13 protein-coding genes are annotated in these 14173 nt (G+C 65.9%); 6 read left to right on the top strand and 7 right to left on the bottom strand.

Features of this window, described 5'->3' with window-relative positions:
- Nucleotides 1-56 precede the first annotated feature (56 nt).
- Nucleotides 57-710, top strand: a complete 654-nt coding sequence (locus tag HMPREF2743_RS03800; protein WP_070745561.1) for an AMIN-like domain-containing (lipo)protein — start codon at nucleotides 57-59, stop codon at nucleotides 708-710.
- A gap of 5 nt (nucleotides 711-715) precedes the next feature.
- On the opposite strand, the gene HMPREF2743_RS03805 is transcribed toward HMPREF2743_RS03800, so the two are convergent.
- Both HMPREF2743_RS03805 and HMPREF2743_RS03810 read right to left on the bottom strand, forming a co-directional pair.
- Nucleotides 716-2260 (bottom strand): DNA polymerase Y family protein, encoded by a 1545-nt coding sequence (locus HMPREF2743_RS03805; RefSeq protein ID WP_070818194.1) that lies wholly within the window; start codon nucleotides 2258-2260, stop codon nucleotides 716-718.
- A complete protein-coding gene (locus tag HMPREF2743_RS03810; RefSeq protein ID WP_070818195.1) occupies nucleotides 2257-2940 on the bottom strand; it encodes a hypothetical protein in 684 nt (227 codons plus the stop codon). Before HMPREF2743_RS03810 ends, HMPREF2743_RS03805 begins: the two co-directional genes overlap by 4 nt.
- A gap of 59 nt (nucleotides 2941-2999) precedes the next feature.
- Here HMPREF2743_RS03810 and HMPREF2743_RS03815 point away from each other — a divergent pair, with 59 nt between their 5' ends.
- On the top strand, nucleotides 3000-3410 hold the full coding sequence (locus HMPREF2743_RS03815) for a hypothetical protein (RefSeq protein ID WP_070818196.1): 411 nt from the start codon (nucleotides 3000-3002) through the stop codon (nucleotides 3408-3410).
- Nucleotides 3411-3506: 96 nt separating this feature from the next.
- Here HMPREF2743_RS03815 and HMPREF2743_RS03820 read toward each other — a convergent pair whose 3' ends face one another.
- Nucleotides 3507-4160 carry a response regulator gene (locus HMPREF2743_RS03820; protein ID WP_070527938.1) on the bottom strand — a complete coding sequence of 218 codons (654 nt, stop codon included), beginning with the start codon at nucleotides 4158-4160 and terminating at the stop codon, nucleotides 3507-3509.
- A 2-nt stretch (nucleotides 4161-4162) separates the two neighbouring features.
- Nucleotides 4163-5311 (bottom strand): ATP-binding protein, encoded by a 1149-nt coding sequence (locus HMPREF2743_RS03825; RefSeq protein ID WP_187357532.1) that lies wholly within the window; start codon nucleotides 5309-5311, stop codon nucleotides 4163-4165.
- Nucleotides 5312-5424: 113 nt separating this feature from the next.
- On the opposite strand from HMPREF2743_RS03825, the gene HMPREF2743_RS03830 reads away from it, so the two are divergent.
- From HMPREF2743_RS03830 to HMPREF2743_RS03840, 3 genes are read left to right on the top strand one after another with little or no spacing between them, the layout of a single operon-like run.
- Complete coding sequence (locus tag HMPREF2743_RS03830; RefSeq protein WP_070818197.1) at nucleotides 5425-6480, top strand: PspC domain-containing protein; 1056 nt, start codon at nucleotides 5425-5427, stop codon at nucleotides 6478-6480.
- Between the two features lie 11 nt (nucleotides 6481-6491).
- The gene (locus HMPREF2743_RS03835) at nucleotides 6492-7610 is read left to right on the top strand and encodes a threonine aldolase family protein (RefSeq protein WP_070818198.1); all 1119 of its coding nucleotides are present in this window, start codon (nucleotides 6492-6494) and stop codon (nucleotides 7608-7610) included.
- Nucleotides 7611-7643: 33 nt separating this feature from the next.
- Nucleotides 7644-8855 carry an HNH endonuclease signature motif containing protein gene (locus tag HMPREF2743_RS03840; protein ID WP_070818199.1) on the top strand — a complete coding sequence of 404 codons (1212 nt, stop codon included), beginning with the start codon at nucleotides 7644-7646 and terminating at the stop codon, nucleotides 8853-8855.
- Between the two features lie 516 nt (nucleotides 8856-9371).
- Here HMPREF2743_RS03840 and guaA read toward each other — a convergent pair.
- Both guaA and HMPREF2743_RS03850 read right to left on the bottom strand, forming a co-directional pair.
- Nucleotides 9372-10940, bottom strand: coding sequence for a glutamine-hydrolyzing GMP synthase (gene guaA / locus HMPREF2743_RS03845; RefSeq protein ID WP_070745572.1), 1569 nt, complete (start codon nucleotides 10938-10940; stop codon nucleotides 9372-9374).
- A gap of 24 nt (nucleotides 10941-10964) precedes the next feature.
- Nucleotides 10965-11867, bottom strand: coding sequence for a LysR family transcriptional regulator (locus HMPREF2743_RS03850; RefSeq protein ID WP_070818200.1), 903 nt, complete (start codon nucleotides 11865-11867; stop codon nucleotides 10965-10967).
- A gap of 112 nt (nucleotides 11868-11979) precedes the next feature.
- Here HMPREF2743_RS03850 and HMPREF2743_RS03855 point away from each other — a divergent pair, with 112 nt between their 5' ends.
- A complete protein-coding gene (locus HMPREF2743_RS03855) occupies nucleotides 11980-12921 on the top strand; it encodes an EamA family transporter (RefSeq protein ID WP_246824459.1) in 942 nt (313 codons plus the stop codon).
- 47 nt (nucleotides 12922-12968) lie between these two features.
- Here the strand turns inward: HMPREF2743_RS03855 and HMPREF2743_RS03860 are convergent, their stop codons facing one another.
- Nucleotides 12969-14165: a GuaB3 family IMP dehydrogenase-related protein gene (locus tag HMPREF2743_RS03860; RefSeq protein WP_070818201.1), complete on the bottom strand. Its 1197-nt coding sequence runs from the start codon at nucleotides 14163-14165 to the stop codon at nucleotides 12969-12971.
- Nucleotides 14166-14173 lie beyond the last annotated feature (8 nt).

Here is a 14173-nt window from a genome sequence, read left to right on the forward strand (position 1 = left end):
TTACGATGCTTAGCTCGATGCATATAATTCCCTGTGGTGCCACTACGCTCGAAGTCATGCCGAAACATAACCTCTTGCGCACAGCCACCCCAGTGGCCGCACTCGTTGTCTCGGGTGCGCTCGCGCTTCAGGGATGCGCTCCGTCTTCCTCCCCGGACGACAGCTCCGACGGCCCCACGAAGACTCTCGACGCCACCCTGTCCGGCGCCTCCACCTCCACGGCTACCGTTACTCCCACTGCCCCCGCCCCCGCCGCACCGGCTGGGCTGACCCCGCTGGGCGACGCCAACATGGAGATGAAAACCCTCCGCCCACCGGCCCCCTCGGAGCTGGTGGTGACCGATGTCCGCGTGGGTAAACACGAGGGCTTTGACCGCGTAGTCTTCGAATTCGTAGGGAACGGTTCACCGGGCTGGTTCATCGATTACACCGATGCCCCCGCCCAGCAGGGCTCCGGCAACCCGATTGCCTATGAAGGTTCCACCGCGCTCGACGTCAGCATCGACGGCACCGCTTATCCCTTCCAACTCGACATGGAAGACCCAAACATCGGCACTGTAAAGGGTGCCGGCGGGCTGGTGACCCAGGTGGTCAGCAGCGGTACCTTCGAGGCTCGCTCGCAGTTCGTTATCGGGCTTAATGAGCGCCACCCGTATTCGGTTCAGGTGCTCAGGGCGCCGACGCGCCTGGTTATCGACATCCTGAACTAAGCAGTTCAGGCATAGGTTGCCTCCACTGACCAGCGCCCGCCTGCCCACACGAGGAGCCAGGCGCGCTGGCCTTTGTCGTTTTCCCCGACGACTTGCAGACGCGCGCAGCGCTGCGCCGCACCTGCTTCCCACCACTCAGAGTCCACGGGCCACGGGCCGGCCCAACCGGTCACCCGGTAGCGGTGGCGCCCCCACCCCAGGCCCGCTGGCTCCCCGGAGAGGAGGGCCTCGGCGGTGACGATGATGTCCTTCGAGGAGGAGTCGATAAGCCGAATCCGCGCGGCCGGGTGCGCCAGGCTCGCCGGGAGCGGCGCTGGGATGCGCCCCGGCCACGTGCCTTCCGGCTGCGGATCACGCTGCTCGCCATAGGGGACGTACTCGATGCGCTCGGCCACCCCGCGCCCGGCCGCCGGGCGGGGCTGCAGCACGCGGTCCACCCCCAGCTGGGATTGCACGCGCGCGATGACGCGCTTGGCCTGCTCGGCGGATTCGCCCGCACCCCACAGGAGCCCATCCCCCGGCGGGGCAACCTCCACTGGCTCCAACGCCAGCTTGACGATGCCCCCTCCCTCACCCGGCGCACTCCCCGCCCGCGCAGCACTCAGCCAGCCATCGAGCTGCCAGCGCACGCGGTCCGCCGTGGCGGCCTCGCTGAGCGCTTCCTGGGTACGCCAAATCCGCTCCAGGCGCTCGCCGCCCTCGAACTCCGCGGCAACGCGCAGCCGCAGGCACACCACGCCGGCCTCCTCGAGAGCGCCGTGTAGCCGCGCCGCGAGCTGGCGCGCGGCAAAAGCCGCAGCATCCACGCGTTCCAGAGGCTCCTCAAAACCCTGTTCCACACCCAAATCAGGGCGTGCAAGCTCCGGCGTCACGCGCCTATCCGGTGCGGCCGCGGCCACCGCGTGGCACCGCCGCCCGACCTCGCCGAAACGGGTGGTAACTTGGCGCAGCGGCAGGCTCGCTAGCTCCCCTAAAGTGCGCACGCCCAACTGCTCCAAGGCGTGCACCACGTCCGCCGCACACCCCAGCGCCACCTCCGCAGCCAATACTCCCACCGGCTGCTGAGCCAGAAATTCGCGCGATTGCCCCGCCGGAACTACCGCGCCCAGGTTGCGGTGCCGCGCGGCAATCAGCGCGGTAGCAATCTCATCGGCGACGCCGACGGTGGCGTCGAGGTGGGATCTGGCGGTGGCGTCGACAAGCATCTCCACCGCCTTTGCCTCACTGCCGTGGAAACGCCCGGCCGCGCCCGCATCCACGATGACCAGGCCCGGACGCAGCACCTCCACCGAGGAGGCCACCGCATCCAGCCCCGCGGCGATCTCCGCGAAGACCACCCCGTCCCGATCCGGGTTGGCCTCCTCCACGCGCAACTCCGGCAGGAGGGCTTGGGCTTGGCGCACCCGCATCCCGCGACGCACCCCCGCCCGGCGCGCCGCCGCGTTGCACACCGCCACGCGGTGCTGGGCGGCGATAGCGCACGCTGCCCTGTCGGCGTCCTGCAGCGCCTGGATAGGCCAATCCGGGAACCACAGCGCCGCGACCCTCACACGACCTCCAGGCGCGGGCGAGTGTCCGGCCGCTGCCCACACGTGAGCACTCCACGACGCGGGCGCATGCTTGCCGACGCCACCCGCACCCCTATATCAACTCCCCGAATCCGTCCGCTGCCCCGGCCCAAGCCATGCACAGCGACAACTTCCGCGCCTATCTCCACAGCTGTGCCCGACAGCCGGGTTCCCACGGTGAGCAGGGCTGCCTGCCCTGCCCGCACTTTCGCCAGCACGGGGCGCGCCCGGGTGGGGCTCAGCTCGCCTGTGCCTTTGTGCACGACGAGGTCCAGCCCCTCGCACAGCACGCCGGTCACCGCCCAGGGTTCTACACCTGGATCGGGCACCGTGATAACCCGGGAGATATCACCACTCTCGGTCACTTGTGCGAGTGAGAGATCCGGCCAGCCCACTACCCCGACGTGTCCACCCGCCGCGCTAACATGGGAGACCAGCTCCACGACGAGCGCGGCACATTCCGCACAGGCGGTTGCCCGCTTGCGGGGAAGTCCACCGCCCGGGAGCAGCTCAGATAGCCCTTCGGGGACGCCGAGAAGCTCCACCTCCGGCTGCACCTGCGCAGCAACATCCGGGGTTTCCAGGCGTTGAATCTGGGCGCGCAGGACCGCAATTTGCTCGGCCTGCGATCCACCCACTACGCGAACACCTGTTTGATTCATGGTTCCTATTATGAACCTCTCTCCGGACGCGCGCAATTGCGCTGGTAGCGTTAGGCGCCATGAATCCCCTCCACGCGCACACCACCCCGATCCCCACTCCGCCGTGGGTACGCCTCGGCGCCTCGCTGCTGGCTGGTGCCGCCGTGGCGGTGGGTGCCAGCCGCATCCACTTCGGCCTCGCGCTAGGGCTCAGCCTGCTCTTCCTCCTCGCGGCCTGCGCGCTCGTGTTCCTGCACCCCTACCGCGCGGACCTGCGCGATTATGCCCAGCACCACAACGTCACCATGCTGCCCAATGCGGCGCAGCTTATTCCCCTCATTGTGCTGTGGTTGATGGTCATGTTCTCCCCGCTCCTCGCACTACCTGCCTGGGGCAGCGCTCTGGTGTGGGTGCTCGTTGCGGGCGCGGCCTTCCTGCTCTTTCCCCACGTCGACGGCTCCCGCAAGCTCGCCTACGCACCCCCTGTCTAGGCTCAGCCCGTCTCCCCCAACGCCCGGGGCGTGCGGGCCGAGCTGTCTGGGTCGGTCCGCCTAGACCTTTCCCCAAGCCTGGTGTGTGCGGGCCACCTAAGCCAGGTCGCGCGAGGTGGCCCAGCGCGTGAGCTGATGGCGGTTGGACTGCTGGGTCTTGCGCAAAATATTGGAGGCGTGTGTTTCTACCGTCTTCACCGAAATGAACAGCTGCTTGCCAATCTCGCGGTACGTATAGCCGCGCGCGAGCAACCGCAAGACCTCCAGCTCGCGCCTCGTGAGCGCATCCACCGCCGGGTCCTGTCCCTCCTCCGGCTCCGGCGCGGGCGAGCCGGAGGCAAAAGCATCAAGGACAAAGCCCGCCAGGCGCGGCGAGAAATACGCATCCCCGCTGTTGACCTGCAGGATCGCGCGCGCCAAATCCGGGCCGGAAATATTCTTCGTCACATACCCGCGCGCGCCCGCCCGAATCAGCGCAATCACGTCCTCCGCCGCATCCGACACGCTCAGCGCCAAAAACACCGGCCGCGCCGGCTGATTAGCCGTCGCGTTAATAACGGCGAGGCCGCCGCCATCGGGCATGTGGACGTCGAGAAGCACCACGTCCGGCGAGGTACGCGCAATGCCCTCCAGCGCCTCCGCAACGGTGCCGGCGTCGCCCACAATCTCAATCTCCGAGGACGCCGCCAGCTCCGCGCGCACGCCCGCACGGAAGACGGAGTGATCATCAACCAAAAAGACCTTCACCATGCTCATAACGCTACCGCGAGCTCCACCTCGGTGCCCTCCCCCGGGGTCGAGGAAATCCGCACGCGCCCACCAGATCCCTCTACGCGCGCGCGAATACTGTCACGAATCCCATGCCTATCAGCAGGAATATTCTCCACGTCGAAACCCACCCCGCGATCACGCACAAAGATACTCAGCTCGCCCGCCAACAACTCCGCGTAGACATCCACCACGTCCACGCCTGCGTGCTTGCCGGCATTGACCATCGCCTCACGCGCGGCCTGGATAAGCAGCTTCGCGGACTCCGTCAGCTCTGTGTCCTCACCCACCGTCACCGCGGACACCCGTATGTCAAAGAGATCTTCCACTTCCCCGCACGCCGCTTCGAGAGCACCAAAACAGGTAGTGGGGGCGGCGGAGGGGGCGTCGAAAAGCCAGGCGCGCAGCTCGCGTTCTTGGGCGCGCGCCAAACGCGTCACCTCACGCGAATCCCCCGCCCGCTTCTGAATCAGCGCCAGCGTCTGCAGCACCGAATCGTGCAGGCGGGCGGCAATCTCGGCGCGCTCCTCTGAAACCGCCTTGGCCGCCTGCTCCTGCGATAGCGAACGCCAGAGCTTCAACACCAGCGGCACCACCAGCGCACCGAAGCCCACCAGCGTCAGCGCCGTGGCCAGGATCGCCGAACCCGATCCGCTCTCCCACGTCACCGCCGCCACCACAACGCCACCGATGACCAAGACGGCACCGGCCGCCACAGCAACCAGGCCCACCGGCGTGTTCAGCCCGCGGTCATACGCCAACCACGCCAGCACCGCGCCGATGGCCACCACTGCCAACGGCACCGCCACGCTTAGCGACGCCCCCGAAACCCCCAACACCCCCACCGCACTACCCGCCAGCGCCAGGAACACCAGCACGAGGGAAAGGGGGCTGCGGCGGGTGGAGGGGGCGTCGTCAAGCGCGGGCGTGAAGATCCACAGCCCCGCATAGGCCATCGCCCCCACCCCACCCAGCAGAGTCAACGCGGTCAAAGCGATGCGCACGGAGAGCGCCGAAACCCCAAGATTCTGCGCCAGCCCCGCCGCCACGCCGGCGACCACGCGGCCAGATTGGGGGCGCGACATCACGGGATAAGGCGCCGCGTTTTCTGCAGGCACATAGGGCGAAGTCATACTAGACATAGTCCCACGCACCACCCCTCGGGCACATCGGGGACAACCCTGAGGTCGAAAAATCAGGGCGATTACCGATACCGCCGCGAGGCCCCACGCGGCACCATAAAAGCATGACGAAGAACAGCACACTCAACCAGATGTGGACGACCCGCCCCGTCCGCCTTCCCAAGAAACAGGGCGGTGACGCGCACATCGCTGGTGTCTGCGAAGGCATCGCGGTGCGCTACCAGCTTGATCCCACGATTGTGCGCGTGGCCTTCGTGGTCGCCGCGTTGGCTTTCGGCGGTGGCATCGCCGCCTACCTCGCCGCGTGGGCGCTCATGCCGCGCTTCGGCTCACCCTACTGCCCGCTCGATGCGGCCTTGGGCAAGGATGGCGTCAAGGAGGAACAAGAGCTCGGCTGGGTGCTGATTATCGGCGTCCTTCTGACGTTTGGCTCCGGCCCGCTGTTCTTGAGCGGACAATTCCTCGCCGGCCTTCCGCCCGCTGCACTGACCTTCGGCCTGTTAGCGCTGGCGTGGTACGCCCTTCACCAACGCGAGCCGCTACCACCCAGCGGGCTACTAGCTGCCGAGCAGCCGGTGCGCGAGGAACCTGTCAACCTCAACCCTTATACCCCGGCAGACGGCCACCCCTTCCCGCCAGGGCGCACGCCCCCGCCGTCCTGGGATCCGCTCGGTGTGGTGCCCGATGCCTGGGACCTGCCGGAGCCGGGCCCGCGGGAAGAACCGACAAAGAAGCGCGGTTCGCAGTGGGTCGAGGGCGCAATTGCGCTCGGTGCTGTGGGGGCCGCCCTGACGATCGCCTTCCTTGGAGTCACCTTCGTCTCCGAGGCCGACGACGAATCCGGTTTCAGCTTCCGCTTCAACGCCGGTGAGCAAGACATCGCGCCCACTCATGAAGATGAGCTCGAGGAATACTACGACCTGGACATCGGCGAATCGACGGTAGACTTCAGCCAACTCCACGACCTGAAAGACGAGCACGACGTCACCGTCGACGCAGGCATCGGCGCCGTCGAGGTCATCCTCCCGAAGGACATCCCCGTCGCGCTGACCTGTGATGACGGCCTGGGTGAGAGTAACTGCACCGAGCGCCGAGACCCTGACGCGCTGCTGAACATTCACATCGACGCAGGCATCGGCGAGGTCACCGTCACCGGCTAGACTTACCCACCATGATTCACTTCGGCAACGACTACCACCGCTCAGCCCACCCCCGCGTCCTCGAAGCCATTGCGGAGGCGAGTGGGGCTTATGCCGGTTATGGCGCCGACGAGCTCTGTGCCACGGCTGCTGAGCGCATCCGCACTGCCTGCCAAGCGCCGAACGCCGAGGTGCATTTCATGGTCGGTGGCACGCAAGCCAACGCCACCATCATCGCGCACCAACTGCGCCCCTGGGAGGGTGTTATCGCGGCGGATAGCGGGCACATCGCCACCCATGAGACGGGAGCTATCGAGCACACCGGGCACAAGGTCATCACGCTGCCAAACCAGCTGGGAAAGATCACCGCCGCGCAGGTTCGCGCGTGCATGGACGAGTACCGCGCCTCCGGGGTGGAGGAGCACATGCCGGAGCCCGCACTGGTCTACATCACGCAGCCCACCGAGTTCGGCACCGCCTACTCCCGCGCCGAACTCGTGGCCCTGCGCGAGGTCTGCGACGAGTACGAGTTGGGTCTGTTTGTCGACGGCGCCCGCCTCGGCTACGGCCTGTCCGCCTCGGATATCACGCTGCCGGACCTGGCCGCGCTTGTCGACGTCTTCACCATCGGCGGCACCAAATGCGGCGCCCTCTTCGGCGAAGCCATCGTCTTCCCCGCGGGTGCGCCGCGCTTTCGCAATGCGATGAAGCAAAACGGCGGCCTGCTGGCCAAGGGTTGGTTGCTCGGCGCGCAATTCGCTGCCCTCTTCAGCGCCCCTCGTGGATCCGCCGATACGCTCCCCGGAACCAACGCTTCCTACGCAAACGCTAGCGCAACTACCCCAGACATTGAGGTCACCGGCACAGCTGCAACGACCCTCTACGAGCAGATCTGCGCCCGCGCCAATGCTCAAGCACAGCGCATAGCCGAGGCATTCCGCGCCGCAGGCATCGACATGCTCTTCGACTCCCCCACCAACCAGCAATTCGCTCTGCTGACACGCGAGCAAGAAGAAAAGCTCTCGCAGGACTTCGTGTGCCAGTTCTTCGAAGAACACGAAGGCCTACGCGTGGTGCGTTTTTGTACGGCGTGGTCGACGGAAGAAGGGGACGTCGATAAGCTCTGCGCTGCAATTTCGGCGCTCAAGTAGCGAGGTTCCCCAACCTGGTTTAGGCTGTGAGCTATGCAACTGGGGGGTTACATTCAAGCACTAGCGCGCGGGCTCGACGTGGTCGAGCAATGCGCCGGTGTCACGCGCGCGCAGCTGGTTGAGATGGGTGCGCGGCCGGATTTCGCGGAGAAGCTCCTAGGACTGCACGCGGTGTATTTCGGGGACACGATGTTCCGCTCCCGGCAGCGCAAGGCCCGCCGCACGGGCCACGATGTGTTCACGCTCCTCGAGATTGAGCGCTATTGTTCCAAGCTCAAGGCCTGCAAGGCGTGGGAGCTGCGCCAGCTGTTGGCCGCTACCCCGCGGGAGAAAATCCCCATGGTGGCGAAGGCCAAGCTCAAAGAGTGGCACCCGCCCAAGGACCCCGCCCCGGGCGTGCGGGTGACGCGGCGCGCAGGCCGCAACCACACGCTGAGTATTACGGATTCCTCGCTCAACATCTCGAAGCTGCTGGCCGTACTGAAGACCACCGACAAGGACTTGCTCACCGCGGCGCATACCGTGTTCCGCGGCGGGGGCGGCTCGGGCCAAAAGCTGCAGTCCAACGTCATCGTGCGCTTGGATGAGCTCGACCGCATCGTCGACGGTGATGGTGAGGAGATCGAACTGCAGCTGACCAATGGGGCGACGATGACGGGTGCGGAGTTCGTACGCGAAAAGCTTGCCGACGTCGGCCTCATCACCCTCGTCCACCCCCACCACGGCCCCGTGAATCTGTACATGGCGAGCCGTTTCGCTAACACCAAGCAGCGCCTCGCGCTGTCTGCAGAGCACCCGACGTGCGCCTGGCCCGGGTGCAACGCGCCTGCCGACGACTCCCAGATCCACCACCTCACCCGCTTCCAAGATGGCGGGCCGACGAACATGGCCAATATGGTGCCGCTGTGTGCGTATCACAACGCGGTCAATGACGATGATCCGGAAAAGCCCACCGGCCGAGGACATCTCGACCGCATCAATGGCCGCGTGCACTACCTGCCGCCGTGGGCCGGCCCGCCGATTCCCATCGAAAGCCCGGCCCACCCGCCGCGCTCCGCTCCGGCCCCTGCAACTCCTGCGGCCCCGGGGTCCGCCCTGAGTTCTGGGACGCGTACAGCTGCTCGGCCATCCACGGAACCGCCGACATCCGGCCCTCCCGACTCACGTTCCGGCCCCGACCCCGGTGCGCCGACGCGTCATGACGGCAAACCTCCGGCCCTGCCACCAAATTCAACTAGCCCGTGAATCTTCGCCCTGCATCCAGGGCAGAAACATCGACCGAGACCTTTCGGTCGTCGGGGCACCGGTTCAGCCAAGGCGCCAGTTGCTGGTCACCGGTTCAATAGAGCAACGGAGACGTAGGCAGCAGCCGCACGCGACTAGCCCCTTCAACAAGCCACTCTAACCAGCCGCTCGCTGAGATTTTTCGCTCGGCGTGCGGCTACTCGCGCGCGCGTTATAAAGGCATGCGGGAACTCGCCACCAATTCGCTGAGCTGAACAGCATCAAGGCTCCAAATAGCACAGCTCGGGCGGAGCTCGCGGCCGCAAAGACGGTGACGACGTCAAAGCGATCAGCCACGCAAGCTTGGTGCAACGAGGCCGAAAACGCAGGAGCGCGGCCGCGCCCTGTTATTTCAAGGCTCGGCCGCGCTACGCAGCGTCGGGGAGTTTGCTTCGCTGCACGCTCTCTAGCACTGCGCTATCTCACTGAGATACTCCACAGCACTGATGCAGTGCGCGTCCCAGTGCCTTTCGGTGCTTACTCCCACTCGATGGTTCCCGGCGGCTTCGACGTCACGTCGAGCACCACGCGGTTGACTTCCTTAACCTCGTTGGTGATGCGGGTGGAGATCTTCTCCAGCACGTCGTACGGCAGGCGGGTCCAGTCCGCGGTCATGGCGTCCTCGGAGGACACCGGGCGCAGGACAATCGGATGGCCATAGGTGCGGCCGTCGCCCTGGACGCCGACGGAGCGGACGTCGGCAAGCAGCACCACCGGGCACTGCCAAATCTCGCCATCCAGGCCAGCGTTGGTCAGCTCGGTACGCGCGATGAGGTCCGCCTGGCGCAGCGTCTCGAGGCGCTCCTCGGTGACCTCGCCAATAATGCGGATGCCCAGGCCCGGGCCCGGGAAAGGCTGGCGCGCCACGATTTCCTCCGGCAGGCCCAGCTCGCGGCCAACCGCGCGCACCTCATCCTTGAAGAGCAGGCGCAGCGGCTCGACGAGCTCAAACTCGACGTCGTCCGGCAGGCCGCCCACGTTGTGGTGGGACTTAATGTTCGCGGTACCGTCACCTCCACCGGACTCCACCACGTCCGGGTACAGCGTGCCCTGCACCAAGAAGGCGGCGTCCTGGCCGTCCAGCGCCTGGTCGACGGCACGCTCGAAGGAGCGGATGAACTCCGCACCGATGGCCTTACGCTTGGCCTCCGGCTCGGTCACGCCGGCCAGCTTGGAAAGGAAAGCCTCGCGCTCGTCAGCGGTGATGAGCTTGGCGCCAGTCGACGCCACGAAGTCCTTCTCCACCTGCTCACGCTCACCCGCGCGCAGCAGACCGTGGTCAACGAAGACACAGGTCAAACGGTCACCGATAGCGCGCTGCACGAGGGCTGCGGCCACGGCGGAATCCACGCCACCGGACAGGCCACAGATAGCGCGACCTTCCTCGCCGATCTGCTCGCGCACATCGTTGATGAGCTGCTCCGCGATGTTCTCTGCGGTCCAGTTCTGCTCCAGGCCTGCTACCTCAGTCAGGAAGCGCGTGAGCACCGCCTGGCCGTGCGGCGAGTGGAGAACCTCCGGGTGGTACTGCACGCCGGCCATCTGCTTGGACAGGCACTCGAAGGCTGCCACGGGAGCGCCTTCCGACGACGCCGTCACCTCAAAGCCCTCCGGGGCTTCCGTGACCGAATCGCCGTGAGACATCCACACCTTGTGGGTGTCCTCCAGACCCTTGTGCAGCACGCCGCCGGACACGGTCATGTCCGTGCGGCCGTACTCGCGGGCACCCGTGGAGGCCACGGTGCCACCCAGGGCTTGGGTCATGGACTGGAAGCCGTAGCAGATACCAAAGACCGGAATGCCGAGCTCGAGCAGCTCCGGCTTCAGAACAGGGGCGCCGTCCGCGTATACGGAAGACGGGCCACCGGAGAGGATCAGCGCGGCCGGGTTCTTGGCCTTGATGTCCTCCACGGAGGCAGAATTGGGGACAACCTCGGAGTAGATGTTGGCCTCACGCACGCGCCGGGCGATGAGCTGCGCGTACTGGGCGCCAAAGTCCACCACGAGGACAGGACGCGGGGTTGTATTTGGGTTAGTCACGGTCATCAGTTTAACGCAAGAACCCACACCCTAGACCGCAGGGAGTGGCCCAAAATCTTTAGCGGTGGCAGCCGCCTTGCCTAGCGCCTCCCGGAACGCCCGCAAAGCGGGGTGTCCCTCGCGCCCGGCGCGCACCGCGGTGTAGAGCGTGCGGGTGGGATTACCGGGCAAGGCAACCACGCGCACGCCTTCGATTTCCTCAAGGAAAAGATCCGAGATCACCGCCACCGCGTGGCCCGTGCGCACCAGATGCGCGTGCAGGAAGGGGTCCGGGGTTTCATAGAGCACGCTGGGGTTAAAACCATGCCGGCGGCACAGCCGGTGGACGAAGCGCCCCAATAAAAACTCCTCCGGGTCCATGGCAAAGGGGATTTCCTCGTCATGTGCTGCAAAATCCTCCAAGCGCAGCTCGCTCCAGGGGCCGGTGAGTGGGGTGATGAGGCGTAGGGGGTCGTCGAGAAGCAGCTCCCTGTGGGTGTGCTCATCCGTGGCGGGCATGTCCGACTCATACTCTTCACCCAGGATGAGGTCCACCTCCCGGCGCGCCAGCAGCTCCATCGCGCCTTCGGCTTCGCGCTGGATGATCTGCACGCGCAGGTCTGGGTACTCCCTGGCCAGCTCCGTGAGCGCCCGCGGGACCAGCGAGGACATGATGGTTTGAAACGTCGTGACCTTAATCGTGCCGCGCACCGCGTTGGTTGGCTCGATGACCTGTGACTCGGCCTCATCCGCCAAGGCGAGCATTCGCTCCGCCGCGTAGGAAGCAAGGATTTCTCCCTGCTCCGTCAACCGCACTCGCCGGCCGACCTTCTCATAGAGCGCCACGCCGACGTCCTTCTCGCACTGCGCCAGCTGCTGGGAGATTGCCGAGTGCGTATAGCGCAACGATTCCGCCACCGCAGTGACGGTGCCGAGGCGGTGCAGGTCCAACATGACAGAATCTCTAACAGGTACGTGTTAAAAACTGTAGATAGACTAACAGTTCTTCCCACCCCACAATGGACTGCATGACCAATCCGTTTGCAGTTTTGTGCGTCATCGGCTCGTGCATTTCACTCCAGCTCGGCGCGAGCCTCGCCATTCAGCTTTCCCCATTGGCGGCCCGTGGGGCACCGCCTCGCTGCGTCTGCTTTTCGCCGCCGTGATTCTGCTCGCCATTGCGCGACCGCGCGTGCACACATGGAGCCGCGAAAAATGGATCTCTGCCACCATGTTCGGCCTCACTCTGGGCCTGATGAATGGTTTCTTCTATTCCGGCATCGAGCTGGTTGCGCTGGGGCCTGCCGTGACCATCGAGTTCCTCGGCCCGCTGCTGCTGGCGGCGTGTCTCTCCCGCTCGCTTCGCGACGCCACCTGCGTCGCCCTCGCCCTAACCGGCATGGGCCTGATGGGCCTGGATTCCTTCAACGGAGACCCCCTCGACCTGCGAGGTGTGTTCTTCTTGTTATGCGCCGGCGCGATGTGGGCTGCTTATATCTTGGCCAGCAAGAAGGCCGGGGCGCTCTTTAGCGGTGCAGACGGCTTGGCTATGGCTTTCCTCATCGGCGGCCTCGTGCTCCTGCCAGTGGGTGGGCGCGGAGCGGTGGCGTTGGCCAGCGACCCCACCCTATTGCTGTTTGCCCTGGGCACGGGCGTGCTGGCCTCGCTCATTCCCTACTCGTTGGAATTCCTTGCGCTGCGCAGGCTCGCCCCCAACGTCTTTTCCATCTTGATCGCCCTGGAACCCGTCTTCGCCGCACTCTTTGGCTGGATCCTGCTCTCCCAGAACGTGTCCCAGCTCAAACTGGCGGCTATCGGGCTGGTGGTGGTGGCCTCAGTACTACAAACCATGGCGCCGGCGCGAGGGCGCGTGGTTTTCCGCAAGGTGGCACTGCGCCCACGCCGTCTGAAGAAGCCCCGGCTGCCGTGGCGCCCGAAACCACGCGCCAGCGACTCGGACGCTACGGCCACCGAGGCCAGCGCCACGGCCACTGGAGCAATGACATAAGCTCCGCCCCGGGCTTCGTTGAGCGGAGCAGCGTTACAACGGGCGAGTTAGCGGACGGCCAGGCCTACCTTCTGGAAGGACTTCAGGTCCGTGTAGCCGCACTTGGCCATGGCACGCTTGAGCCCACCGACCAGGTTGAGCTCACCCAGCGGCTCATTGGACGGGCCATGGAGCACGACCTCCAAGGAAGGCGCACCCGCTGAGGCATCCTCGGCGGCGCCAGAAGTTGCGTTGCCAGACGCATCAGCACCAGAAGCATCGGCGCCAAAAGTGCCGGTGCCCAAGAGGGCATCGGCCACGCCAACCGGCTCGATGATGCCGCGCGGGAAACGCGGGTGGCCGGCCGTGGACGGCCAGTACCAGCCCTTGCCGCCGGCTTCTGCCGCGCGGGCCAGGACCGGGCCCAGAACAACACCATCGGCGCCACAGGCAATGGCCTTGGCGATGTCTGCAGACGTGAAGATGTCGCCGTCGGCAAGCACGTGCACGTAGCGGCCGCCAGTCTCATCCAGGTAATCGCGGCGTGCGGCTGCAACATCCGCAATGGTCGTCGCCATGGGGATATCAATGCCCACGGTCTCCGGGTTGGTGTTCACGCCGGAGCCAACGATGATGCCAGCCGCGCCCGCGCGCATGAGGTGCAGCGCCGTGGTGTAATCCGCCACGCCGCCGGCAATCACCGGGGTATCCAGCGAGCCGATGAACTCCTTCAAGTTGAGCGGCTCGCCGCCAGTCTGCACGTGCTCGGCGGAAATCAGGGTGCCGTGGATGAACAGCAACTCCGCGCCGGCCTTAATAACCACGGGCGCCAGCTCGCGGGCACGCTGCGGGGAGACGCGCACGGCCACGGTCACGCCGGAATCGCGGACCTGCGCGATGCGCTCGGCCAGCAGTTCCTCGTTCAGGGGTGCTGCGTGCAGATCCTGCAGCGTCGACAAGTCACCGAAGTTCTCCGTCACACGGGCAATCGCACCCTCCAAGTCCTCGTGGCGGCCCCACAGGCCTTCCGCGTTGATAACGCCGAGGCCGCCCTGCTTGCCCATCTCAATGACAAACTCAGGCGTAGCCAGCGCATCAGTCGGAGCGGAGACGAACGGGACCTCAAAGGTGTACGCATCGATGTGCCACGAGGTGTCCACGTCCTTGGAGGAACGGGTGCGGCGAGTCGGCACCAGGAAAATCTGGTTCAGGTCATAGGTGCGGCGGGCCTCGCGGCCGACGCCGATTTCTACGTAATCGCGCATGATTAGTC

It is taken from the genome of Corynebacterium sp. HMSC036D02 (assembly GCF_001836165.1).
GTDB lineage: Bacteria > Actinomycetota > Actinomycetes > Mycobacteriales > Mycobacteriaceae > Corynebacterium.